We start from the raw sequence: 23,561 nt of genomic DNA on the forward strand, positions 1-23,561 counted from the left end.
AGATGAAGGCTTATGCGGGCTTTTTCAAGCCCGCCAGTGGTCGGACATGCCGACCAGCCCTATTTTGAGTGGCTTATATTAAGCGGGGCGCTTTTCGATCACTGCGTCGATCAACCCGTATTCACGGGCAGCTTCAGCGCTCATGAAGTTATCACGGTTGGTATCACGCTCGATTTCCTCAAGAGTGTGCCCGCTGTGCTTGGCCATCAGCGTGTTGAGGCGCTCACGAATGAAGAGGATTTCCTTGGCATGGATTTCGATGTCCGATGCCTGGCCCTGGAAACCGCCCAGTGGCTGGTGAATCATCACGCGTGAGTTCGGCAGGCAGTAACGCTTGCCCTCGGCGCCGGCGGTCAGCAGGAATGCACCCATGCTGCAGGCCTGGCCAATGCAGGTAGTCGATACGTTTGGCTTGATGAACTGCATGGTGTCGTAGATCGACATGCCCGCCGTCACCGAACCGCCCGGCGAGTTGATGTAGAGATGGATGTCCTTGTCCGGGTTTTCCGCTTCAAGGAACAGCAGCTGCGCACAGATCAGGTTGGCCATGTAGTCCTCTACCGGGCCGACCAGAAAGATCACTCGCTCCTTGAGCAGGCGCGAGTAGATGTCGTAGGCGCGTTCGCCACGAGCGGACTGCTCGACAACCATCGGGACCAGGCCGCCTGCGGCCTGGATATCAGAGTTCTGCTGAATATAGGAATTACGGAACATGCTCTGCAGTTACTCCCAAATAGTCATGTCTTGAAAACGCATAAGCCAGCGCGAGGCTGGCTTATGGTTGAATTTCCAACGAGTTGGACAATCAGTCGGCTTGTGCTGCTTCCGCCGGTTTGACTGCTTCTTCGTAAGAGACCGCTTTATCGGTCACCTTAGCCTTCTGCAGAACAGTATCCACAACTTGTTCTTCCAGCACAACCGAACGTACTTCGTTCAACTGCTGGTCGTTCTTGTAGTACCAGGACACGACCTGCTCAGGCTCCTGGTAGGCCGAAGCCATTTCCTGGATCATTTCGCGGACGCGGTCTTCGTCAGGCTTGAGGTCGAACTGTTTGACCACTTCAGCCACGATCAGGCCCAGCACGACGCGGCGCTTGGCTTGCTCCTCGAACAGCTCGGCCGGCAACTGGTCAGGCTTGATGTTGCCACCAAACTGCTGAACCGCTTGTACGCGCAGGCGATCCACTTCGTTGGACAGCAGGGCCTTAGGCACTTCGATCGGGTTGGCGGCCAGCAGACCGTCCATGACCTGGTTCTTGACCTTGGACTTGATCGCCTGACGCAGCTCGCGCTCCATGTTCTTGCGAACTTCGGCGCGGAAGCCTTCGATGCCAGTTTCCTTGATGCCGAATTGGGCGAAGAACTCTTCGTTCAGTTCTGGCAGCTTAGGCTCGGAAACGCTGTTGACGGTCACGGTGAACTCGGCGGCTTTGCCGGCCAGGTCCAGGTTCTGGTAGTCGGCAGGGAATTCCAGGTTCAGAACGCGCTCTTCACCGGCTTTGGCGCCAACCAGGCCATCTTCGAAGCCCGGGATCATGCGGTTGGAGCCCAGCACCAGCTGAGTGCCCTTGGCGGAGCCGCCAGCGAACACTTCGCCGTCAACCTTGCCAACGAAATCGATGTTCAGTTGGTCTTCGTTCTGGGCGGCACGGTCGGCCACTTCGAAACGGGTGTTCTGCTTGCGCAGGATTTCCAGCATGTTGTCCAGGTCCGAATCAGCGACATCGGCGCTCAGGCGCTCGATTTCGATGCCTTCAAAACCGGCCACTTCAAACTCAGGGAACACTTCGAACGTCGCTACGTATTCCAGGTCCTTGCCAGCTTCCAGGGACTTGGGTTCGATCGACGGCGAACCAGCCGGGTTCAGCTTCTGCTCGACAACGGCTTCGTAGAAGGAGGCCTGGATCACGTCACCTACAGCTTCCTGGCGCGCATCGGCACCAAAACGACGCTTGATTTCGCTCATCGGCACTTTGCCTGGACGGAAACCAGCGATCTTGGCCTTCTGGGCAGTCTGCTGCAGACGCTTGTTGACCGCAGTCTCGATACGCTCTGCCGGCACGGTGATGCTCAGGCGGCGCTCGAGAGCAGTAGTATTTTCAACAGAAACTTGCATGGATATTCCTCGTTGCACAGACATTAGCCGGCCATTTCCGACCCCAATCAAGGGCATGCATTCTAGTGGGTCAAACTCAAGAAGTCACCCTACTGAAAATACACCTGAAAACAGCCGGCAATTTATCGGTACGAAGGCACTGAAGTACCTCGCCCCGGTGACAAATACAGCCAATTGCGCCAGGGCTCTGCGCCGCACTCCTATATAGAGAGAAAGCAGCCATTCATCTCCCTGACGGTCCGCCCCGCGAACGGCGCGAACGGGCAACGCGGCATCATCGAGACACACAAATACGACGAAACGCGCTGCCGATGGAGCCCACTACCTGCAACCGTTGACATATCAAGCGGCCAAAACCAAAAAAGGCGCCAGACTGTTAAATCTGGCGCCTTTCGAATATGGGGTGGACGAAGGGGATCGAACCCTCGACAACGGGAGTCACAATCCCGTGCTCTACCAACTGAGCTACGCCCACCATATTGCGTTAACAAAGAAACCAAACTACTTCTTTGTTGAACCCTTCCCTGCCTTTCGACGGGACCGAGCTTTATTTGGTGCGGATGAAGAGACTCGAACTCTTACGCCTCGCGGCGCTGGAACCTAAATCCAGTGTGTCTACCAATTCCACCACATCCGCGCTTGAAGCTCTTAAAGCAAAGGCGCCAGACGATTAATCTGGCGCCTTTCAAAATATGGGGTGGACGAAGGGGATCGAACCCTCGACAACGGGAGTCACAATCCCGTGCTCTACCAACTGAGCTACGCCCACCATATAGCGCTACTTGTGCCAAAGCTGCCTAATGGCGCACCCGGCAGGACTCGAACCTGCGACCATCCGCTTAGAAGGCGGATGCTCTATCCAGCTGAGCTACGGGCGCCTGATTAATCTGTACTCTTGGAGGATTACAAACTAAGTGTTTCCAGCCTTGCAGGACAACAATTCTGCTCGACTTTCTAACCAGTGCTAGGCTGTGCCCGACAAGTGCGACGAATAGTATAGAGCGACCTGAAACCCGTCAAATCTTTTTTGAAAAAAACTGATTTTATTTAAGGGCTTAGGCCAATTTGCAGACCAAGCGCCTTTGCCCTCGCGCCCTGGCGTGCGAGAATGCGCGCACTTTTCTTCTCCCTCTCGATGGTTAATCACGCGTAATGACTGCACAACTTATCGACGGCAAATCAATCGCCGCCAGCCTGCGCCAGCAGATCGCCAAACGCGTCACCGAGCGTCGCCAGCAAGGACTGCGCACGCCCGGCCTCGCGGTGATCCTGGTCGGCAGCGATCCTGCCTCTCAGGTTTATGTCTCGCACAAGCGTAAAGACTGTGAAGAGGTGGGCTTTATCTCCAAAGCCTACGACTTGCCTTCGGACACCACTCAACAGGCCCTCACCGACCTGATTGACAGCCTCAACGATGACCCGGACATGGACGGCATCCTGCTCCAGTTGCCGCTGCCCGAGCACCTGGACGCCTCCCAACTGCTGGAACGCATCCGCCCGGACAAAGACGTCGATGGTTTCCACCCCTATAACGTCGGTCGCCTGGCCCAGCGCATCCCGCTGCTGCGTCCCTGCACGCCCAAGGGGATCATGAGGTTGCTGGAAAGCACCGGGGTCGATCTCTATGGCCTCGACGCCGTCGTGGTTGGCGCCTCGAACATCGTCGGTCGCCCGATGGCCATGGAACTGTTGCTGGCCGGCTGCACCGTGACCGTCACCCACCGCTTCACCAAGGACCTGGCCGGCCACGTTGGCCGCGCCGATCTGGTGGTGGTCGCCGCCGGCAAGCCGGGCCTGGTCAAAGGTGAATGGATCAAGGAAGGCGCCATCGTGATTGACGTGGGCATCAACCGCCAGGACGACGGTAAGCTGGTCGGCGACGTGGTCTACGACACCGCCCTGCCCCGCGCCGGCTGGATCACCCCGGTTCCAGGCGGCGTAGGCCCGATGACCCGGGCGTGCCTGCTGGAGAACACGCTGTATGCGGCGGAAACGCTGCACAGCTAATAACCATACGTACTGAAAAAGCCCTGCCTTAGCGCGGGGCTTTTTATTGCCTGAAGAAAAACTGTTTTTTCTTAGTTTTTAAGCACTTTCGTCTGGTTCTGGAAGAACATTCGACAGTTTCTGATCCATACTCCTAGAATGTAACGCCATTTTTCATAAAACCCGTTTCCCAAACGGTATTTCCTTACTTTTTAGCGAGTTCATCCGCGTGAAAATTCGTCTTTCTCTTGTCAGCCTGTTTTTTGCTTTCGCAGGCACCTTCGCCCACGCCGCCGAATCCACCCTGGCCCCGCGTGACGCCTCCAAACTGCAAATTGCTTCCGGCAGCGCCATGCTGGTGGATTTGCAGACCAACAAAGTGATCTATGCCAGCAACCCCGACGTGGTGGTGCCCATCGCATCCGTGAGCAAGCTGATGACCGGCCTTATCGTGCTGGAAGCCAAGCAGAACATGGATGAATACATCGATATCAACATCACCGACACGCCGGAGATGAAAGGGGTGTTCTCCCGCGTGAAGATCGGCAGCCAGATGCCGCGCAAGGAGATGCTGCTGATCGCATTGATGTCCTCGGAAAACCGCGCCGCCGCGAGCCTGGCCCACCATTATCCGGGCGGCTACGCGGCGTTTATTGCGGCGATGAACGCCAAGGCCAAGGCGCTGGGCATGACCAGCACCCATTACGTGGAGCCTACCGGCCTATCGATCCATAACGTGTCGACCGCCCGCGACCTGAGCAAGTTGCTGGCCTACGCGCGCAAATTCCCGATGTTGAGCCAGTTGAGCACCACCAAGGAAAAGACCGTGGCGTTTCGCAAGCCCAACTACACCCTGGGCTTTTCCAACACCGATCACCTGATCAATCGCGCCAACTGGGATATCAAGCTGACCAAGACCGGCTTTACCAACCAGGCCGGGCATTGCCTGGTGCTGGTCACGAGCATGGGCAACCGCCCGGTGTCGCTGGTGATCCTGGATGCCTTTGGCAAGTTCACTCACTTTGCCGATGCCAGCCGTATTCGCAGCTGGGTCGAGACCGGCAAGGGCGGCGCGGTACCGGATGTGGCGCTGCGCTACAAGGCTGACAAGAATCTGAAGAACCGCGCGGGAGTGGCAGAAGTGCGTCGCTGACTCACTCACAACAGAAATCAAATGTGGGAGGGGGCTTTGCCCCCGATAGCGGTGGGTCAGATACATGAATATCTACTGATCCACCACCATCGGGGGCAAAGCCCCCTCCCACATTTTTATTTATTTGCGTTCTGCCAGGACTTTTAGCGCCTGGGCCGCCGCCTGTTCCTGCCCGGCCTGGGCCGTGGCATTCGCCGCCTCCCGCCAACGCTGCGCATCCACATTCGCCGGCAACTGGCTCGGACGCTGGGTCAGGATCGCCCAATGACCCGCGCTCTTCCATGCCGACTCAAAGTCACTGAAGCCCATCATCAATCGCCGCTCCCTGCCGGAACGCAGCAGCACCGTGCTCTTCTGCTGATTGAACCCCACCACCACGACATAGCGTGGCCCGGACCAGAAGCTGGAGTTGACGCGCGCCATCACCGGGTAACCGGCCGCCACCTGCGCCAACACAGCGGTGAGCCCGGCATCCAGCGGATACACCATCAGCCCGTACTCACGCGCCAGCTTTGGCATGTTGCGCTCAAGGTCCGCCTCGGCGCCCGGCAGGTGCAGTGGCTTATCGAGCAGCCCCGGTGTCATGACAATGCCTTGTTGCGACAGCATGCTGGCCAGAGCCGTAGGACCGCTCTGATAAGCCTCGCTGCGAAAGGTCGGCACGCCGTTGAGTTCAACCCGCTCCGGCAGGCCGGGAAGTTTCGACGGCTGGCTGGAACAGGCCATCAGCCCCAAGGCACAGGCCAGCAGGATGGATGTTTTGAGGTTCGACCGTAAGCGCAATGTTTGACTCTCTTGATCAACTGCCGGTGAGGGCCCCGATCATAGGATGCTCTTGGGCACGGGTATAGCCTCACGCGTCGATAAAACGCCCGCCATAGAGCAAACAAGTTGGACGGACACGACCATTGGTCAATAGCAGGCAACCGCCGGGTAGCTAGACTGTCCATTGAGAAGACTGTGTGTACCCCGGACGGGGTGAAGGGAGGCCTGAATGAGCCTTGCAACGACGATTTTCCTGTTGATCTGCGGTTGGCTGGCGGTGGCCGCCGCCATGTTGTGGGGGGTCATGCGCGTGACCCGCCGGCACCATCACCCCCACGTCAAACCCGCCGCGCCCGCCAAGCCGAACAAGGCGACGGCGCATCACGCCTAGCCGGGCATGCAATTGAAGTCCTGGGTGGCGGCGACCTCCTTGCCGTGGCCATCCTTGAGCGCTGCGCGCACGGTAGTCCCCAGGCTCGATTCCTCCAGGGTGTAATGCTCACCCGCCTTGAAATGTTTGTACTCGACCCGGCCCTGGCAGTCCTGCTGGTTATCGTCGCCGGGCTCTTCCTCGAACAACGTCACGTCCAGGCGATGGTCTCCGGGGCTCACTTCGAAGTAGCGCCCGTCATCGACGCGCTTGCCATCGAGACGCTCGGCCAACAAGTCATTCGGTGCCTCTTCTTTCAAGCCGATCCAGGCTTGGCTCGGGTCGGCCTTGGGGATCGGGCCGGCACACGCCGACAACAGTACGACAGCCGCAAGGGTGGGAATCAACAACAGGGTTCTCGGTGACATGGCAGGGCTCCAAAGCGCATCAGTAAAAAGGCGTGTCCGATGGCTGGCAAGCTTGAAGAGCCGCCGTTTGTAGAACAAATGAATACAAATGAAACGATCTTCAGCCATTACCTAAATGTTCCTTCACCTGGCTGAAAGGTACGTGTTAGGTGGGTCGGGCAAGACTGCCGAGGTTTGCAATCCTGCTTTTCTCGGAGACTCACGCATGCTCGGGCTGGTAAAGACCGCACTGCACAAGCCGTACACGTTTATCGTGCTGGCCATATTCATCTGCATCATCGGGCCCATGGCGGCCCTGCGCACGCCCACCGATGTGTTCCCCGATATCGGTATCCCCGTGGTCGCCGTGGTCTGGCAATACAACGGCCTGTCGCCGGACGCCATGGCCGGGCGGGTGATCTACACCTACGAACGCTCCCTGAGCACCACCGTCAACGACATCGAACATATCGAATCGCAATCCCTGCCAGGCATGGGCATCGTCAAGATCTTCTTCCAGCCCGGCGTGGATATCCGCACCGCCAACGCCCAGGTCACGGCGGTATCACAGACGGTGCTCAAGCAAATGCCACCGGGTATCACGCCGCCGCTGATCCTCAACTACAGCGCCTCCACGGTGCCGATCCTGCAAATGGCGTTCTCCAGCCCGAGCCTGTCGGAGGCGAGAATCCGCGACCTGGTGCAGAACAATATCCGCCTGCCGCTGAGCGCCCTGCCCGGCCTGGCGATGCCCACGCCGATGGGCGGCAAGCAGCGCCAGATCACCCTGGACCTCGACCCCCAGGCCCTGGCGGCCAAGGGTTTGTCGGCCCAGGACGTAGGCAATGCGCTGGCATTGCAGAACCAGATCATCCCGGTGGGCACCGCCAAGCTCGGCCCCAACGAATACACGATCCTGCTGAACAACAGCCCCAAGGCCATTGATGAGCTCAACGACTTGCCGGTCAAGAACGTCGACGGCGCGATCATCACCATCGGCCAAGTGGCCCATGTACGGGACGGCTCGCCCCCGCAGACCAATATCGTGCGCGTCGACGGCCACCGTGCGGTGCTGATGCCGGCCTTGAAGAACGGCAGTATCTCGACGCTCTCGATCATCGACGGCATTCGCCAGATGCTGCCGCGCATCAACGAAACCCTGCCGCCGTCGCTGAAGACCTCACTGCTGGGCGACGCCTCGGTGTTCGTCAAGCAGTCGGTGGGCAGCGTGGCCCAGGAAGGCATCATCGCCGCCCTGCTGACCAGCGCGATGATCCTGCTGTTTCTCGGCAGTTGGCGCTCGACGCTGATCATTGCCGCATCGATCCCCCTGGCGGTGCTGTCGGCCATCGCGCTGCTGGCGGTCAGCGGGCAAACCCTGAATGTGATGACCCTGGGCGGCCTGGCCCTGGCGGTGGGCATTCTGGTGGACGACGCCACGGTGACCATCGAAAACATCAACTGGCACCTGGAACAAGGCAAGGCGGTGAAAACGGCGATCCTCGACGGCGCCGCACAAATCGTCGGCCCGGCGTTCGTCTCGCTGCTGTGCATCTGCATCGTGTTCGTGCCGATGTTCCTGCTGCAGGGCATCGCCGGGTATCTGTTCCGGCCGATGGCGCTGGCGGTGATCTTTGCCATGGCCAGTTCGTTCATTCTCTCGCGCACCCTGGTGCCGACGCTGGCGATGTTTCTGCTCAAGCCCCACGCACCGGAGCAAGGCCTGGGGCATCATCCGGAAGACCCATTCATCAACCACCACGAGGGCGAACAGCACCGCAAGCCGCGCCATGCCGCGCTGCAAGCCGTGCTGAATTTCCAGCAAGGGTTCGAGCGGCATTTCTCGAATATCCGCGACACCTACCACGGCCTGCTGATGCTCGCACTCGGCGCGCGCAAGCGCTTTATCGTCGGATTCCTCGCCTGTGTGCTGGCCTCGTTCGTGTTGCTGCCGAGCCTGGGCCAGGATTTTTTTCCGGCCACCGATGCCGGCGCACTGGCGCTGCATGTGCGCCTGCCGCTGGGTACGCGCATCGAGGAAAGCGCCGCCGCGTTCGACCGCATCGAAGCGCGGATTCGCGAGGTGATCCCGGCACAAGCGCTGGACACGATCGTCGACAACATCGGCATCCCGCTCAGCGGCATCGACATGGCCTACAGCAACAGCGGCACCATCGGCCCGCAGGACGGCGATATCCAGGTCACGCTGAAAAAGGACCACGCGCCCACCGCCGATTACGTGAAAAAACTGCGTGAGGCCCTGCCGCAAAGCTTCCCCGGCAGCCACTTTGCGTTCCTGCCGGCGGACATCAGCAGCCAGATCCTCAACTTCGGCGCGCCGGCACCGCTGGACGTGAAGATTTCCGGACGCAACGATGCCGAAAACCGTGCCTATGCCGTGGAACTCGAACGGCGCCTGCAACACGTACCGGGCATCGCTGACCTGCGTATCCAACAGTCCACCGGTTACCCATCGCTGCAGGTGAATGTAGACCGCCTGCGCGCCAATGGCCTGGGCATCACCGAAAAAGACGTGACCAACAGCATGGTCGCCTCCCTCGCCGGCAGCTCCCAGGTGGCGCCCACGTTCTGGCTGAATCCGGCCAATGGCGTGTCCTATTCGATCGTGGCCGCAACGCCGCAATACCGCCTCGACAGCCTGCCTTCGCTGGAGGCCTTGCCGGTAACCGGTGCCGATGGCCAGTCCCAGATCCTCGGCGGCGTGGCGACTATTTCGCGGGTACACAGCCCGGCGGTGGTGACGCACTACAACATCGAACCCACCCTGGACCTGTATGCCAACGTGCAGGGCCGCGACCTCGGTGGCGTCGCCCGAGATGTACAAAAAGTCCTTGATGACACCGCGTCCATGCGCCCCAAAGGCGCGACGATCAGCCTGCACGGGCAGATCGATGCGCTGCACGAGGCGTTCAGCGGCTTGAGCTTCGGCCTGCTCGGCGCCGTGGTGTTGATCTACCTGCTGATCGTGGTCAACTTCCAATCCTGGGCCGACCCCTTCGTGATCATCACCGCGTTGCCCGCAGCGTTGGCGGGGATCGTGTGGATGCTGTTCCTCAGCAGCACCTCGCTATCGGTGCCCGCCCTGACCGGCGCGATTCTGTGCATGGGCGTGGCCACCGCCAACTCGATCCTGGTGGTGAGTTTCTGCCGTGAACGCCTGGCCGAACATGGCGATGCCTTGAAAGCGGCGATGGAAGCCGGTTACACGCGCTTTCGCCCGGTGTGCATGACCGCCCTGGCGATGATCATCGGCATGCTGCCCCTGGCGCTGTCCGAGGAACAGAACGCGCCGCTGGGCCGCGCCGTGATCGGTGGGTTGATCTTCGCCACCGTCGCCACCTTGTTGTTTGTTCCCGTGGTCTTCAGCCTGGTCCACGGTCGTCACCCTACTCGCGCAACTGCTGGAGAAACGTCCCATGTCGTCTGATCAAAAACCCTCGCGCAAGCGTCTGATGCTCATGGGTGTCGGCGGCCTGACCCTGGCCGCCCTGTTGGTCGCCAACGGCTTGCATGTCCGCACGCTGCATGAACAATCGGTGACCGCCTGGACTGAAACTGCGGCCATCCCCCAGGTTATGGTGTTCCAGCCCGAACAGAATGCCGCCGGCGATACGCTGCGTTTGCCGGCGCACCTGGAGGCCTGGAGCAAGGCGCCGATCCATGCACGGGTCAGCGGCTATTTGAAAGACTGGAAAGTCGATATCGGCAGCCAGGTCCAGGCCGGGCAAATCCTCGCGCAAATCGACAGCCCGGACCTTGACCAGCAACTGGCGCAAACCCACGCCCACCTGGTCCAGGAACAGGCCAATGCACGCCTGGCCGCCACCACTGCAACGCGCTGGCAAAACCTGCTGGCCAGCCACTCCGTGTCGCGCCAGGAAGCCGATGAGAAAACCTCGGATGCCGCCGCCGCCAAAGCCAATGCCCAGGCGGCCGCCGCCGACTATGCGCGGCTGTGCGCACTGGAAAGCTACAAGACCCTGCGTGCGCCCTTCGCCGGCACCATCACCGCGCGCAATACCGACATCGGCCAGTTGATCAAGGCCGACACCGACAGCGACCCGGAACTGTTCAGCCTTGCCGACACCCACCAGCTGCGCCTGTACGTGCCGGTGCCACAGAACTACGCGGCGGTCATCCACCCAGGCCTGGAAGCCGAGCTGACGGTGCCCGAACATCCGGGCGAGCACTTCAAAGCGCGCCTGATCGGCGACTCCACGGCCATCGACCGACGCTCCGGCACCCTGCTCGCGCAGTTCGTCGTCGACAACCCGAACGGTGAACTGCTGCCCGGCGACTATGCCGAGGCGACCTTGCCGATTCCGGCGGACACCCACGGTGTGAGCATCCCGGCCAGCGCGTTGATCTTCCGTGCCCAGGGCACCCAGGTCGCGGTACTGGACGGGCACAACCATGTGCACCTGCAAGCCATTCATATCGGCCTGGACCTGGGCGAACGCCTGGTGATCGACCAGGGTCTGAAACCCGCCGACCGCATCATCGACAACCCGCCCGATGCCCTGCGCGAAGGCGACGCGGTCCAACTGGCCGACGCCACCGGGGGTGCCCATGCGCCCAAGGCTTAACCCGTTTGCGGCACTGATGCTACTGGCCTTGCAAGGCTGCTCCATGGCACCCGTCTACCACGTGCCGTCGGTTGACCTGCCGGCCGGTTACCGCGAACAGACCAGCGACGGCCCGTGGCACAGCGCGCAGCCGTCCGACACCTTGGCGCCGCAATGGTGGAAGCTGTACAAGGACCCAACGCTCGATGCGCTGCAACGGCAACTGCTCGCGGCCAACCCGGACCTGGCCGCGGCGCTGGCGCATTTCGATGCGTCCCAGGCGTATGCCAGTCAACTGCATGCAGGGCTGTTTCCACAGCTCACCGCCAGCGCCCAGCCGTTGCGCCAGCGCCAATCGGATTCGAGGCCGTTGCGCGGCACCACGCAACCGTCGGTGTACAACAGCGACACCGCCGGATTCTCGTTGAGCTACGAGCTGGACCTGTGGGGCAGGATCCGCAACCAGGTCGCGGCCGGCGATGCCCAGGCCCAGGCATCCGGCGATGACCTGGCCGCGGCGCGCCTGAGCCTGCAACGCCAGCTGGCAACGCTGTATGTGCAACTCAATGGGCTGGATGCGCAGAGCCGGATTCTCACGAACTCGCTGGAGGATTTCAGCCAGGCATTGCAACTCACCCGCAGCCGTTATGAAGGCCAGATCGCGTCGGAACTGGACCTCACCCGTGCACAAAATCAACTGGCCGAGGCCAAGGCGCAGCTGGATGAAGTGCGCGGGCAGCGCAACCTGATCGAGCATGCCATCGGCGAATTGGTCGGCGTGGCGGCCAGCAACTTTTCATTGCCGCCCAGCCCGCAGTTAATGGCCTTGCCAGGGATTCCATCGCAGCTGCCGAGCCTCCTGCTGCAGCGGCGCCCGGATATCGCAGCGGCGGAACGACGAGTGTTCGCAGCCAATGCCTCCATCGGCGTGGCCAAGGCGGCGTGGTATCCGGATTTCAGTCTGACCGGGTTGATTGGCGGCCAGACCCAGGGCGTGGGCAATCTGCTTTCAGCGGGCAATCGCTATTGGGCGCTGGGGCCGTTGATGAACCTGCCCATCCTTGATGGCGGACGCTTGAGCGCCAACGAACGCCAGGCCAGGGCCGAATTTGAAGAAGCATCGGCGCAGTACCGCAGCCAGGTGTTGAAAGCCGTGCGTGAGGTGGAAGACAACCTCGCACAACTGCGCGACTTGCGGCAGCAGGCCCAGGACGAACAGGCAGCAGCGGATGCAGCGCAGCACACCCAGGCGCTGGCGATAAACAGCTATGAGGCGGGAGCCGTGAGTTATCTGGATGTGGTCACCGCGCAGACAGCGGCCTTGCAGGCGCAGCGAACCTTGCAGGCGGTGCAGACACGGCAGTTGCAGGCGAGTGTGGGGTTGGTGACGGCGTTGGGGGGTGGGTGGCAACCTGGCGCCTGATGCTGTGATTGAAATCCAATCGGGGGCAAGCCCCCTCCCACACTGGTTCCGCGCCAGACACACAATGTATGAACCGAGCCGAGCCCCTGTGGGAGGGGGCTTGCCCCCGATAGCGGCCTTCCAGACACATCCTGCCAAAAGCCTGCCCACCAGCCTCTTGCTCGGCAACCTAGCCTCTCTAGACACTTGTTGAGAGGGCCAGGGAATGGCAGATTTACCGGCGTCACACCGCTTGCGCATCGGGCGTTTCAGCGAACCTAACCGTATCTACCTCATCACCACCAACACTCACGAACGCATACCGATATTCAACAACTTCCATCTCGGTCGCCTGGTCGTCTGGCAGTTTCGCCTGGCTCAGTACCAAGGGCTGGCGAACTCTTTGGCGTGGGTGGTGATGCCCGACCACTTTCATTGGATTATCGAGCTACGAAAAGGCTCACTGGCGAATCTGATGCGACAGGTGAAATCCAAGAGCACGCGCTGCGTCAACGGCGCCACCGGACGCAAGGGCCGGCTATGGCAGGAGGGCTTCCACGACCGGGCGCTGCGCAAGGAGGATGACCTGGTGAAAATGGCCCGCTATGTAGTGGCCAATCCATTGCGCGCAGGGTTGGTGGAGCGGATTGGCGACTATCCGCTGTGGGATGCCATCTGGATCTAACGTCCACTACAGTTCAAATGTGGGAGGGGGCTTGCCCCCTCCCACATTTTTCCCCCACATTTCAAGCCGCAAGCTTGCCGCTGGCGATGGCTGCTGAAGCCGCCACCATGGCACGCAACAACACCGCACACCCCGCCGCCAGGTCATCCGGCGCGGCATTCTCGATTTCGTTGTGGCTGATGCCACCCTCACACGGTACAAAGATCATCCCCGCCGGGCCCAGCTCGGCGACGAAAATCGCGTCGTGCCCTGCCCCGCTGACAATGTCCATGTTCGACAACCCCAGGCCATTGGCCGCATCGCGCACGGCGTCCACACAGCCTTGGTCGAAATACAGCGGTGGGAAGTCAGCGGTAGGTTCCAGTTCAAAGCTCAACCCATGTCTGGCGCAGGTGTCATCGATCACCTTGCGCACCTGGGCAATCATCGAATCCAGCCGCGCCGGCTCAAGGTGACGAAAATCCAGGGTCATGCGCACCTCGCCGGGAATCACATTGCGCGAGCCGGGATACGCCTGCAGGCAACCCACGGTCCCGCAGGCATGGGGCTGGTGCCCCAATGCCGCAGCATTCACTGCGGCGACCACTGCGGCGGCACCCACCAGGGCATCCTTGCGCAGGTGCATCGGCGTCGGCCCCGCGTGCGCTTCAACGCCCCGCAACTTCAGGTCGAACCACTTCTGCCCGAGGGCTCCGAGTACCACGCCGATGGTTTTTTTCTCATCCTCGAGAATCGGCCCTTGTTCGATATGCGCTTCGAAATAAGCACCGACTTTGTGCCCGCTCTCGGCACGCGTGCCCGCATAGCCGATGGCGTTCAGCGCCTCGCCAACGGAAACGCCGTCCACATCCACCTTGGCCAGGGTGTCGGCCAGGCTGAACTTCTCGGCGAACACCCCGGAGCCCATCATGCACGGGGGAAAGCGCGAGCCTTCTTCGTTGGTCCACACCACCACTTCCAGCGGCGCCTCGGTTTCGAGCTTGAGGTCGTTGAGGGTGCGCAGGACTTCCACACCGGCCAACACGCCAAAGCAACCGTCGAACTTGCCGCCGGTGGGCTGGGTGTCGATATGGCTGCCGGTCATCACCGGCGGCAGGTCGGGGTTGCGCCCCGGACGCCGGGCGAAAATATTGCCGATGCCGTCGACGCTCACGGTACAGCCGGCCTCCTCGCACCATTGCACGAACAGGTCGCGGGCCTTGCGGTCGAGGTCGGTGAGGGCCAGGCGGCACACCCCGCCCTTGGGGGTGGCGCCGAGCTTGGCCAGGTCCATCAGCGACTGCCACAAACGGTCGCGGTTGATGTGCTGATGGGTCGATTGCAGAACGTCGAGGGCAGCGTTCATGGGGGGATCTCCTCAGGCTTGAATTGACACGATTCCAACAGTGAAAACTGGTCAAAATGTGGGAGGGGGCTTGCCCCCGATAGCGGTGGTTCAGTTACAGGTGAGCTGATTGACACACTGCAATCGGGGGCAAGCCCCCTCCCACATTTTTGACCGTATTCACATAGATGATTTGGCTGCGACTGGCGTGATCGCGCGCCTGGCATTCAGCGCGTAATACAACACCCCACCCAACGCCGAGCCGGTAAACCAGCCATAGCTGTAGAACCAGCTGAACGCATCACTGCCCAGGGACAGCAACGTCAGCACCACCGGCACGCCGAACGCGATAAAACCGCTGATGTTCCAGGCCGGGTACACGTCGTCACGGTAGAGCCCCGCCAGATCCAGCTGCTGTCTGCGGGTGATGAAATAGTCCACCACCATGATCCCGGCAATCGGCCCGAGCAAGCTGGAGTAGCCGAGCAACCAGTTGGAATACACCGTCTCCAGGCTGACATCGGACACGATCAGCCCGAGTTTTTTCAGCAGCTCATGGGCCATCAGCGCCAACCCCACCAACCCTGTCAGGATCACCGCCGTGGTGCGGTTGATCAGCTTGGGCGCGATGTTCTGAAAGTCGTTGGTCGGCGAAACGATGTTCGCCGCCGTGTTGGTCGACAAGGTGGCGATGATGATCAACGCCATGGCGACGGCGACCCACACCGGGCTCTGGATATGCCCGATCAGGGTGACCGGGTCGGACACGCTGACCCCCACCAGTTTTACCGAAGCGGCGGTCATGATCACGCCCAGGGCGGCGAACAGGAACATGGTCAGCGGCAGGCCGAAAATCTGCCCGAGGATCTGGTCCTTCTGGCTTTTGGCATAGCGGCTGAAGTCAGGGATATTCAGCGACAACGTGGCCCAGAACCCCACCATTGCGGTGAGGCCGGCCATGAAATAACCGGTGAGACTCGCCCCTTCGGGACGCTTGGGCGGGATCGCCATCAGCTCGCTGATCGACACATTCGGCATCGCCCACACCAGCAAGCCAACGCCCACGGCGACCAGCAGCGGCGCCGACAGGGTTTCCAGGCGCTTGATCGACTCGGCGCCACGCAACACCACCCACAGATTCAGGCACCAGAAAAGCATGAACCCGATCACCTCGCCGGTGCCGCCGAGGGACTTCCAGCCCTCGAAAATCGAGCCGAGAAACAGATGAATCGCCAGCCCGCCGAACATCGTCTGGATGCCAAACCAGCCGCACGCCACCAGCGCGCGGATCAGGCACGGCACATTGGAGCCCAGGATGCCGAACGATGAGCGCAACAGCACCGGAAAGGGAATGCCGTACTTCGTACCCGGAAATGCGTTAAGCGTCAGTGGGATGAGCACCACAATGTTGGCCAGCAAAATCGCCATCAGCGCTTCGCCCACCGACAACCCGAAGTACGCGGTGAGCACACCGCCCAGGGTGTAGGTGGGCACACAGATCGACATGCCGACCCACAGCGCGGTGATATGCCACTTGTTCCAGGTGCGTTCGTGCACCTTGGTCGGTGCCATGTCGTGGTTGTAGCGCGGGCTGTCGAGGACGTCGGGGCCGGCGTCGAGTTCGTACAGGCCGTTGCGTTCGGTGACTTGCGATCTGTTCTGTTGCATGGCCGCTCCACGGTTTTTTTAAAATTATTGTTGCTCACCTGCACGGTTAAGGCAGGTGGCCGGAGTACCTCGTCGACAACATGACATCTCAGGCCCGGCCAGCCGCCACTGCACTCAATTACCGTGCCGACAACTGCTTCGCGACCCACACTGCATATATAACTGGCTGATGTTTATCAGCTTTATCCGATTGCCCGAGGGCCTCTTCGGAACTTGCCGTGCGACTCAGGCGCCACAACAGGAAAGTTATCCGAACCTTCAGGACTCAATCTGGTGCAACACAATTATTTTTATTTGCCGGCCTCGTCAAGCGCTGTCTCTCAAGCGGCTGATTTGCAATAAGAAATGTTGTTCAAATCAGCAACCTGTCAAGTGCGTCAAAATGGTAACTGGTTGCTTCATTTTGGTGATTTTTGATTTTTATCTATATAAATCAAATAATTAAACAACACAAAAGACGAATAAAAATATTCTTGCCCAATCGAAAAACTCGGGCTAGTTTCTATTCCTGTCACCGATGACAGGAATCAATCCGACATCGGCGATGCCGTATTACAACACTTAGAACTGGCACAAGCCGGTCAAGCCTGTGAGGAACTCGACATGTCGCTGTTGATCCGTGGCGCCACCGTTATTACCCATGATGAAAGTTACCGCGCCGATGTGTTTTGCGCAGACGGTCTGATACGTGCAATTGGCACAGACCTGGATGTTCCCGCCGGCACTGCAACACTCGATGGCAGCGGCCAATACTTGATGCCCGGCGGCATCGATCCCCATACCCATATGCAACTGCCGTTCATGGGCACCGTGGCCAGTGAAGACTTTTTCAGTGGCACGGCGGCGGGCCTGGCGGGCGGGACCACCTCGATCATCGACTTCGTGATTCCCAACCCGCAGCAGTCCTTGATGGAGGCGTTTCACCAATGGCGCGGCTGGGCCGAGAAGTCGGCGTCCGACTACGGCTTTCATGTGGCGATCACCTGGTGGAGCGACCAGGTACGCGAGGAGATGGCCGAACTGGTCAGCCACCACGGCATCAACAGCTTCAAGCATTTCATGGCCTACAAGAACGCGATCATGGCGGCGGACGACACCCTGGTGGCCAGTTTCGAGCGCTGCCTCGAACTGGGCGCGGTGCCCACGGTCCATGCGGAAAACGGCGAGCTGGTCTACCACCTGCAACGCAAATTGATGGCCCAGGGCATCACCGGGCCGGAAGCGCATCCACTGTCACGCCCTTCCCAGGTGGAAGGTGAAGCGGCGAGCCGGGCGATCCGCATTGCCGAGACCCTAGGCACGCCGTTGTACCTGGTGCACGTCTCCACCCGGGAAGCCCTGGACGAAATCACCTATGCGCGGGGCAAGGGCCAGGCGGTCTACGGCGAAGTGCTCGCCGGCCACTTGCTGCTGGACGACAGCGTCTATCAACACCCCGACTGGCAGACCGCCGCCGGCTACGTGATGAGCCCGCCGTTCCGCCCGCGCGGGCATCAGGAGGCACTCTGGCACGGTTTGCAATCGGGCAACCTGCACACCACCGCCACCGACCACTGCTGCTTCTGCGCCGAACAAAAGGCCGTCGGGCGTGACGACTTCAGCAAGATCCCCAACGGCACCGCCGGCATCGAAGACCGCATGGCGCTGCTGTGGCACGAGGGCGTCAACACCGGGCGCCTGTCGATGCAGGAATTCGTCGCACTGACGTCCACCAACACTGCGAAGATCTTCAACCTCTACCCGCGCAAAGGCGCGATCCGCGTGGGCGCCGATGCCGACCTGGTGCTATGGGACCCTGAGGGCACGCGTACCATTTCCGCCAAGACCCATCATCAGCAGGTCGACTTCAACATCTTCGAAGGCAAGACCGTACGCGGCGTGCCGAGCCATACCATCAGCCAGGGCAAGCTGGTCTGGGCCGATGGCGACCTGCGCGCCGAGCGGGGCGCCGGGCGGTATGTGCAGCGGCCGGCGTATCCGTCGGTGTTTGAGCAGTTGAGCAAGCGGGCGGAGCATTCCAGGCCTGTGGCTGTGAACCGCTGAGACCGCTATCGGGGGCAAGCCCCCTCCCACATTGGATCTATGTGAACCCGATCAAGTGTGGGAGGGGGCTTGCCCCCGATGAGGCCAGTGAAGGCAACAAAAATGCCCACTTAGAGGCAATCCAAAAAAAACCGTGAGGCCACTACCGTGATCCAGACGCTGACCCACCTCCCCCACCCCCGCGACGACGGGGCCACCCTCGCCAGTCAGTTCACCGATCTGGCGCCGCCCCTCAACGCCCGCCAGGCCCGACTGGAAGCCTCGCGCTGTCTGTATTGCTACGACGCACCGTGCGTGAACGCGTGCCCCAGTGACATTGATATCCCCTCGTTCATCCGCAATATCCACACCGAAAACGTGCAAGGCGCCGCGCAGAAAATCCTCTCGGCCAACATCCTGGGCGGCAGCTGCGCGCGTGTCTGCCCCACGGAGATCCTTTGCCAGCAAGCCTGCGTGCGCAATAACGCCGAAGAATGCGCCCCGGTGCTGATCGGCCTGCTGCAACGCTACGCGGTGGACAACGCCCACTTCAGCGAACACCCCTTCCAGCGCGCCGCGCCCACCGGCAAACGTATAGCCGTGGTCGGTGCAGGACCTGCCGGTCTGGCGTGCGCCCATCGCGCCGCCTTGCATGGTCATGATGTGGTGATTTTCGAAGCCCGGGAAAAAGCCGGTGGCCTGAATGAATACGGCATCGCCAAGTACAAGCTGGTGGACGACTTCGCCCAGAAGGAATTGGATTTCCTCCTGCAAATCGGCGGCATCGAGCTGCGTCACGGCCAGCGCCTGGGCGACAACCTCACCTTGAGTGAGCTGCACACGCAATTCGATGCGGTGTTCCTCGGCCTCGGCCTGGCGGCCAGCAAGCACCTGGGCCTGCCCCACGAGGACGCCCCCGGTCTGCTCGCCGCCACCGACTACATCCGCGAACTGCGCCAAGCCGACGACCTCACCCAACTGCCGTTGGCCGACCGCTGCATCGTGCTTGGCGCCGGCAACACCGCCATCGACATGGCCGTGCAGATGGCGCGCCTCGGCGCCCGCGACGTCAACCTCGTGTACCGCCGTGGTGTGGCCGACATGGGCGCGACCCAGCATGAACAGGACATCGCCAAGGCCAATCAGGTACGCCTGTTGACCTGGGCCCAGCCCGAAGAGGTCTTGCTTGACGACGAGGGCCGAGTCCGCGGCATGCGCTTTGCCCGCACACACATGGAGAACGGTCGCCTGCAGCCCACCGGCGAAACGTTCGAACTGGCCGCCGACGCGATCTTCAAGGCCATCGGCCAAGGCTTTGACAACGCAGCGCTGCACGACCCACTGGCCCGGCAGCTGCATCGCGTAGGCGAACGCATCTTTGTCGACGAACACCTGCGCACCAGCATTCCCGGGGTCTATGCCGGCGGTGATTGCGTCAGCCTCGGCCAGGACCTCACCGTGCAGGCGGTGCAACACGGCAAGCTGGCCGCCGAGGCCATGCATGCCCAACTCATGCTCAATGTGGAGGCCGCGTAATGGCCGATCTGTCGATTGTGTTCGCCGGTATCAAAGCCCCCAACCCGTTCTGGCTGGCCTCCGCTCCCCCCACCGACAAAGCCTACAACGTGGTGCGCGCGTTCGAGGCCGGCTGGGGCGGCGTGGTGTGGAAAACCCTGGGTGAAGACCCGGCGGCGGTCAATGTGTCGTCGCGCTATTCGGCCCACTACGGGGCCAATCGCGAAGTGCTGGGTATCAATAATATCGAGCTGATCACCGACCGTTCCCTGGAGATCAACCTGCGCGAAATCACCCAGGTCAAAAAGGACTGGCCGGACCGCGCGCTGATCGTGTCGCTGATGGTGCCTTGTGTCGAGCAATCCTGGAAAAACATCCTGCCGCTGGTAGAAGCCACCGGTTGCGACGGCATCGAGCTGAATTTCGGCTGCCCCCATGGCATGCCCGAACGCGGCATGGGCGCGGCGGTCGGCCAGGTGCCGGAGTATGTGGAACAAGTAACGCGCTGGTGCAAGACCTATTGCTCACTGCCGGTGATCGTCAAGCTCACGCCCAACATCACCGACATCCGCGTGGCCGCGCGCGCGGCGTATCTTGGCGGCGCCGATGCGGTGTCGCTGATCAACACCATCAACTCCATTACCAGCGTCGACCTCGAACGCATGGTCGCCCTGCCCATGGTCGGCACGCAAAGCACCCATGGCGGCTATTGCGGCTCGGCGGTCAAACCGATTGCCTTGAACATGGTCGCCGAAATCGCCCGCGACCCGCAGACCCAGGGCCTGCCGATCTGCGGTATCGGCGGCATCGGTAACTGGCGTGACGCCGCCGAATTCGTCGCCCTCGGCTGCGGCGCGGTGCAGGTGTGCACGGCCGCGATGCTGCACGGGTTTCGTATCGTTGAGGAAATGAAGGATGGCTTGTCGCGGTGGATGGACAGCCAGGGTTACACCAGCTTGCAGGCATTTTCCGGGCGCGCGGTGGGCAACACTACGGATTGGAAATACCTGGATATCAACTATCAGGTGATCGCGAAGATTGACCAGCAGGCGTGCATTGGCTGCGGGCGTTGCCATATCGCCTGCGAGGACACCTCGCACCAGGCCATCGCCAGTTTGAAGCAGGCCGATGGCACGCATAAATATGAGGTGATCGATGACGAGTGCGTGGGCTGCAATCTGTGCCAGATCACCTGCCCGGTGGCCGACTGCATCGAGATGGTGCCGATCGACACGGGCAAGCCGTTTTTGAACTGGACCCAGGACCCGCGCAATCCTTATCGGGAGGCGGTGTAGGCCTGTAGACCGCTATCGGGGGCAAGCCCCCTCCCACATTGGAATGCATTCCAACTGTGGGAGGGGGCTTGCCCCCGATGAGGCCTCCAGCCCCACTACAAAACTCAAGGCTGCAACCCAATCCCGCGCAATATCACCCCGGTCACCGTCTGAATCGCCCGCTCGAACTGCATATCCGACAACGGCTGGTGATCATTCAAGATATTCACCTGGTGATCGAAGTCTGCATAGTGCTGGGTCGACGCCCAGATCATATACAGCAGGCTCGACGGCTCCACCGGCAGGATGCGTTTGTCCTGCACCCACTGGCGGATTTTCGCTTCCTTCATCTTGGCCCAGTCGTACAGGCTTTCATCCAGCGCCTCACCGAGGGTCGGCGCGCCGTGGATGATTTCATTGGCCCAGACTTTCGAGCCATAGGGCCGCGTGCGCGAGCGCTGCATCTTGGCGCGAATGTAACTGCTGAGCACCACGCGCGGGTCATCGAAGGTTTCGAAACTCAGGGCGTCCTGTTTCCACACCTCCAGCAGGTCGAACAGCACCGCGCTGTACAGCTCGCTCTTGGTGGTGAAGTAGTAATGCAGATTCGAGCGCGGCAGTTGCGCTTCTTTGGCGATGTCGGCCATGGCGGTGCTGCCATAGCCTTTTTCAGCGAAGACCTTCTCCGCTGCCAGCAGGATTTTCTCGACGTTGACCCGTCGAATGCCGATCTTGTGATTGCCCATAAGGGCTCCCTGACAACAACACGACCTAGAGACTACCACTGGCTCTAGATCGGGGCGACACGCCGAACCGAAACTTCGTACACTGGCGCCTTCTATCCTCTGATTGGTATTGAACAATGTTGATCAAGAAGTCCCTGACAACCGTCGCCCTGCTCGCTTCCCTGCTGGGCGCGTCCGCGGCATTTGCCCATGCGCACCTTGAAAGCACCACGCCAGCCAAAGACAGCAGCGTGACCGCGCCGAAAGAGCTGCGCCTGACATTCAGCGAAGGCGTCGAAGCGACCTTCACCAAGGTGTCCCTGAGCAAGGACGGGACGGAAATCGCGATCAATGGCCTGGAAACCCCGGACACCGACAAGAAAACCCTGGTGGTCACCCCTGCCGCTCCGCTGGCGGCCGGCACTTACACAGTCGAATGGCACGCGGTCTCCGTCGACACCCACAAGAGCGAAGGCACTTACAGCTTCAAGGTCGGCCAATAATTCATGGCAACCCTGCTGGTGCTGTGCCGCTTCCTGCATTTCATCGTCGTGCTGCTGATGTTCGGGGCCTGTGTGTTCAGGTCTCTGCTGCTCGGGACGGCTACGCTCCCGGCACTCGACCGGCAATTGTTGCGCATCACCCGTGGCCTGGCCTGGGTGGGGCTGGGCTCCGGGATCGCGTGGCTGTTGTTGATCACCGCCAGCATGGCCGGCGGTTGGGACGCGGCGCTGCAACCGGCGACGGTCCAACTGGTATTGGGCAAAACCTTCTTTGGCCAGGTGTGGACCTGGCACCTGCTGCTGAACCTGCTGCTGGTGATCGCCCTGATCAAGCCCAAGTCAGCCCTGCACTTACCGTTGATCGCCCTGCTGCTGGCGACCCTGGCGCCTGTCGGTCATGGCGCCATGCTCAATGGACTGAGTGGGCAATTATTGATCCTTAATCAGGTGGTGCACCTGGTGTGCGTAGGCGCCTGGCTGGGTGGTTTGCTGTTGTTGGTGTTGATCCTCCGACAGCCACAGCCGTTTACGCTGCGGCCAATCCTGCGGCGCTTCAGCGGCGTGGGTTACGCCTTGGTTGCCGGCCTGCTGGTGACCGGTTTGATCAATGTGCGCGTGCTCACCGGGCAGCTGTGGCCCACTCCGTTGTTCAGTGGTTTTGCCCTGATTCTGTTGATCAAGGTGATGCTGGTGCTGGGCATGTTGGCGCTGGCGCTGCTGAACCGGTTGCGCCTTGATAGCTGCGAACAGCGGCTGGCCAGCTTGAAGGCCAGCGTGATGGTGGAATGGCTGCTGGGGGTCTGCGCAGTCGCCGCCGTTTCAGTCCTTGGCACCCTGCCTCCGATGGTCATGGCGGGATAAAAACCAAGTCGAACTCGATCCACTGTGGGAGGGGGCTTCCCCCCGATGGCGGTATATCAGTTGAAATTAATGTGACTGACACATTGCTATCGGGGGCAAGCCCCCTCCCACAGTTGACCGTGCCAACTTTTTATCCAGGCATTATCCAGGCCCGGCAGGTCATCATATAACTTCTGCTTGACACACCCTGAAAACCCCG

General features: G+C 60.9%; 19 protein-coding genes and 4 tRNA genes. 12 read left to right on the plus strand and 11 right to left on the minus strand.

What is annotated here, in order from left to right:
* Window positions 1-78: 78 nt before the first annotated feature.
* The 6 genes from clpP to BOP93_RS16670 all read right to left on the minus strand — a co-directional run bounded on the left by clpP (window position 79) and on the right by BOP93_RS16670 (window position 2,994).
* Window positions 79-714, minus strand: coding sequence for an ATP-dependent Clp endopeptidase proteolytic subunit ClpP (gene clpP / locus BOP93_RS16645; protein ID WP_003174822.1), 636 nt, complete (start codon window positions 712-714; stop codon window positions 79-81).
* Between the two features lie 91 nt (window positions 715-805).
* Window positions 806-2,116 (minus strand): trigger factor, encoded by a 1,311-nt coding sequence (gene tig, locus BOP93_RS16650; protein WP_104503489.1) that lies wholly within the window; start codon window positions 2,114-2,116, stop codon window positions 806-808.
* Window positions 2,117-2,515: 399 nt separating this feature from the next.
* Window positions 2,516-2,591, minus strand: a tRNA-His gene (locus BOP93_RS16655).
* A 77-nt stretch (window positions 2,592-2,668) separates the two neighbouring features.
* A tRNA-Leu gene (locus BOP93_RS16660) sits at window positions 2,669-2,753 on the minus strand.
* A 56-nt stretch (window positions 2,754-2,809) separates the two neighbouring features.
* Window positions 2,810-2,885 (minus strand) — tRNA-His (locus tag BOP93_RS16665).
* 32 nt (window positions 2,886-2,917) lie between these two features.
* Window positions 2,918-2,994: transfer RNA gene (locus BOP93_RS16670), tRNA-Arg, on the minus strand.
* 274 nt (window positions 2,995-3,268) lie between these two features.
* On the opposite strand from BOP93_RS16670, the gene folD reads away from it, so the two are divergent.
* Window positions 3,269-4,123, plus strand: coding sequence for a bifunctional methylenetetrahydrofolate dehydrogenase/methenyltetrahydrofolate cyclohydrolase FolD (folD, locus tag BOP93_RS16675; protein ID WP_104503490.1), 855 nt, complete (start codon window positions 3,269-3,271; stop codon window positions 4,121-4,123).
* A gap of 208 nt (window positions 4,124-4,331) precedes the next feature.
* Window positions 4,332-5,255 carry a D-alanyl-D-alanine endopeptidase gene (pbpG, locus tag BOP93_RS16680; protein WP_057721691.1) on the plus strand — a complete coding sequence of 308 codons (924 nt, stop codon included), beginning with the start codon at window positions 4,332-4,334 and terminating at the stop codon, window positions 5,253-5,255.
* Between the two features lie 120 nt (window positions 5,256-5,375).
* Here the strand turns inward: pbpG and BOP93_RS16685 are convergent, their stop codons facing one another.
* Window positions 5,376-6,038 (minus strand): peptidase C39 family protein, encoded by a 663-nt coding sequence (locus BOP93_RS16685; RefSeq protein ID WP_104503491.1) that lies wholly within the window; start codon window positions 6,036-6,038, stop codon window positions 5,376-5,378.
* Between the two features lie 211 nt (window positions 6,039-6,249).
* On the opposite strand from BOP93_RS16685, the gene BOP93_RS27640 reads away from it, so the two are divergent.
* Complete coding sequence (locus BOP93_RS27640; protein WP_164485100.1) at window positions 6,250-6,411, plus strand: hypothetical protein; 162 nt, start codon at window positions 6,250-6,252, stop codon at window positions 6,409-6,411.
* On the opposite strand, the gene BOP93_RS16690 is transcribed toward BOP93_RS27640, so the two are convergent.
* The gene (locus BOP93_RS16690) at window positions 6,408-6,818 is read right to left on the minus strand and encodes a hypothetical protein (RefSeq protein ID WP_104503492.1); all 411 of its coding nucleotides are present in this window, start codon (window positions 6,816-6,818) and stop codon (window positions 6,408-6,410) included. The two genes, BOP93_RS27640 and BOP93_RS16690, sit on opposite strands and share 4 nt — an antisense overlap.
* Window positions 6,819-7,023: 205 nt before the next feature.
* Between BOP93_RS16690 and BOP93_RS16695 the strand changes: the two genes are divergently transcribed.
* The 4 genes from BOP93_RS16695 to BOP93_RS16710 all read left to right on the plus strand — a co-directional run bounded on the left by BOP93_RS16695 (window position 7,024) and on the right by BOP93_RS16710 (window position 13,470).
* On the plus strand, window positions 7,024-10,245 hold the full coding sequence (locus tag BOP93_RS16695) for an efflux RND transporter permease subunit (RefSeq protein WP_104503493.1): 3,222 nt from the start codon (window positions 7,024-7,026) through the stop codon (window positions 10,243-10,245).
* Window positions 10,235-11,404, plus strand: coding sequence for an efflux RND transporter periplasmic adaptor subunit (locus BOP93_RS16700; protein WP_104503494.1), 1,170 nt, complete (start codon window positions 10,235-10,237; stop codon window positions 11,402-11,404). The genes BOP93_RS16695 and BOP93_RS16700 overlap by 11 nt, the downstream gene beginning before the upstream one ends.
* The gene (locus tag BOP93_RS16705; protein WP_104503495.1) at window positions 11,388-12,806 is read left to right on the plus strand and encodes an efflux transporter outer membrane subunit; all 1,419 of its coding nucleotides are present in this window, start codon (window positions 11,388-11,390) and stop codon (window positions 12,804-12,806) included. The genes BOP93_RS16700 and BOP93_RS16705 overlap by 17 nt, the downstream gene beginning before the upstream one ends.
* Window positions 12,807-13,011: 205 nt before the next feature.
* Entirely contained in the window at window positions 13,012-13,470 is a 459-nt protein-coding gene (locus BOP93_RS16710) for an REP-associated tyrosine transposase (protein ID WP_104503496.1), read from the plus strand.
* A gap of 61 nt (window positions 13,471-13,531) precedes the next feature.
* Here BOP93_RS16710 and BOP93_RS16715 read toward each other — a convergent pair whose 3' ends face one another.
* Entirely contained in the window at window positions 13,532-14,815 is a 1,284-nt protein-coding gene (locus BOP93_RS16715) for a Zn-dependent hydrolase (protein WP_104503497.1), read from the minus strand.
* Window positions 14,816-14,974: 159 nt separating this feature from the next.
* Complete coding sequence (locus BOP93_RS16720; protein WP_104503498.1) at window positions 14,975-16,462, minus strand: NCS1 family nucleobase:cation symporter-1; 1,488 nt, start codon at window positions 16,460-16,462, stop codon at window positions 14,975-14,977.
* Between the two features lie 603 nt (window positions 16,463-17,065).
* Between BOP93_RS16720 and hydA the strand changes: the two genes are divergently transcribed.
* The 3 genes from hydA to preA all read left to right on the plus strand — a co-directional run bounded on the left by hydA (window position 17,066) and on the right by preA (window position 21,294).
* Window positions 17,066-18,505 carry a dihydropyrimidinase gene (gene hydA, locus BOP93_RS16725; RefSeq protein ID WP_104503499.1) on the plus strand — a complete coding sequence of 480 codons (1,440 nt, stop codon included), beginning with the start codon at window positions 17,066-17,068 and terminating at the stop codon, window positions 18,503-18,505.
* 147 nt (window positions 18,506-18,652) lie between these two features.
* A complete protein-coding gene (locus BOP93_RS16730) occupies window positions 18,653-20,020 on the plus strand; it encodes an NAD(P)-dependent oxidoreductase (RefSeq protein WP_104503500.1) in 1,368 nt (455 codons plus the stop codon).
* Window positions 20,020-21,294 (plus strand): NAD-dependent dihydropyrimidine dehydrogenase subunit PreA, encoded by a 1,275-nt coding sequence (gene preA / locus BOP93_RS16735; RefSeq protein ID WP_104503501.1) that lies wholly within the window; start codon window positions 20,020-20,022, stop codon window positions 21,292-21,294. Before BOP93_RS16730 ends, preA begins: the two co-directional genes overlap by 1 nt.
* 104 nt (window positions 21,295-21,398) lie before the next feature.
* On the opposite strand, the gene BOP93_RS16740 is transcribed toward preA, so the two are convergent.
* Window positions 21,399-22,019: a TetR/AcrR family transcriptional regulator gene (locus tag BOP93_RS16740; RefSeq protein WP_104503502.1), complete on the minus strand. Its 621-nt coding sequence runs from the start codon at window positions 22,017-22,019 to the stop codon at window positions 21,399-21,401.
* A gap of 116 nt (window positions 22,020-22,135) precedes the next feature.
* On the opposite strand from BOP93_RS16740, the gene copC reads away from it, so the two are divergent.
* Both copC and copD read left to right on the plus strand, forming a co-directional pair.
* Entirely contained in the window at window positions 22,136-22,501 is a 366-nt protein-coding gene (gene copC, locus BOP93_RS16745) for a copper homeostasis periplasmic binding protein CopC (protein WP_104503503.1), read from the plus strand.
* Window positions 22,502-22,504: 3 nt separating this feature from the next.
* Window positions 22,505-23,362, plus strand: a complete 858-nt coding sequence (gene copD, locus BOP93_RS16750; RefSeq protein ID WP_104503504.1) for a copper homeostasis membrane protein CopD — start codon at window positions 22,505-22,507, stop codon at window positions 23,360-23,362.
* Window positions 23,363-23,561 lie beyond the last annotated feature (199 nt).

This window comes from Pseudomonas orientalis, from assembly GCF_002934065.1.
Lineage (GTDB): Bacteria > Pseudomonadota > Gammaproteobacteria > Pseudomonadales > Pseudomonadaceae > Aquipseudomonas > Aquipseudomonas orientalis_A.

Bases quoted from the DNA above. Each gene is read 5' to 3' on its own strand.
- BOP93_RS16710 (WP_104503496.1), top strand. From the start codon at position 13,012: ATGGCAGATTTACCGGCGTCACACCGCTTGCGCATCGGGCGTTTCAGC.
- hydA (WP_104503499.1), top strand. From the start codon at position 17,066: ATGTCGCTGTTGATCCGTGGCGCCACCGTTATTACCCATGATGAAAGT.
- preA (WP_104503501.1), top strand. From the start codon at position 20,020: ATGGCCGATCTGTCGATTGTGTTCGCCGGTATCAAAGCCCCCAACCCG.
- BOP93_RS16700 (WP_104503494.1), top strand. From the start codon at position 10,235: ATGTCGTCTGATCAAAAACCCTCGCGCAAGCGTCTGATGCTCATGGGT.
- BOP93_RS16715 (WP_104503497.1), bottom strand. From the start codon at position 14,815: ATGAACGCTGCCCTCGACGTTCTGCAATCGACCCATCAGCACATCAAC.
- tig (WP_104503489.1), bottom strand. From the start codon at position 2,116: ATGCAAGTTTCTGTTGAAAATACTACTGCTCTCGAGCGCCGCCTGAGC.
- BOP93_RS16705 (WP_104503495.1), top strand. From the start codon at position 11,388: ATGCGCCCAAGGCTTAACCCGTTTGCGGCACTGATGCTACTGGCCTTG.
- BOP93_RS16740 (WP_104503502.1), bottom strand. From the start codon at position 22,019: ATGGGCAATCACAAGATCGGCATTCGACGGGTCAACGTCGAGAAAATC.
- BOP93_RS27640 (WP_164485100.1), top strand. From the start codon at position 6,250: ATGAGCCTTGCAACGACGATTTTCCTGTTGATCTGCGGTTGGCTGGCG.
- BOP93_RS16690 (WP_104503492.1), bottom strand. From the start codon at position 6,818: ATGTCACCGAGAACCCTGTTGTTGATTCCCACCCTTGCGGCTGTCGTA.
- copD (WP_104503504.1), top strand. From the start codon at position 22,505: ATGGCAACCCTGCTGGTGCTGTGCCGCTTCCTGCATTTCATCGTCGTG.
- folD (WP_104503490.1), top strand. From the start codon at position 3,269: ATGACTGCACAACTTATCGACGGCAAATCAATCGCCGCCAGCCTGCGC.
- BOP93_RS16695 (WP_104503493.1), top strand. From the start codon at position 7,024: ATGCTCGGGCTGGTAAAGACCGCACTGCACAAGCCGTACACGTTTATC.
- BOP93_RS16720 (WP_104503498.1), bottom strand. From the start codon at position 16,462: ATGCAACAGAACAGATCGCAAGTCACCGAACGCAACGGCCTGTACGAA.
- copC (WP_104503503.1), top strand. From the start codon at position 22,136: ATGTTGATCAAGAAGTCCCTGACAACCGTCGCCCTGCTCGCTTCCCTG.
- clpP (WP_003174822.1), bottom strand. From the start codon at position 714: ATGTTCCGTAATTCCTATATTCAGCAGAACTCTGATATCCAGGCCGCA.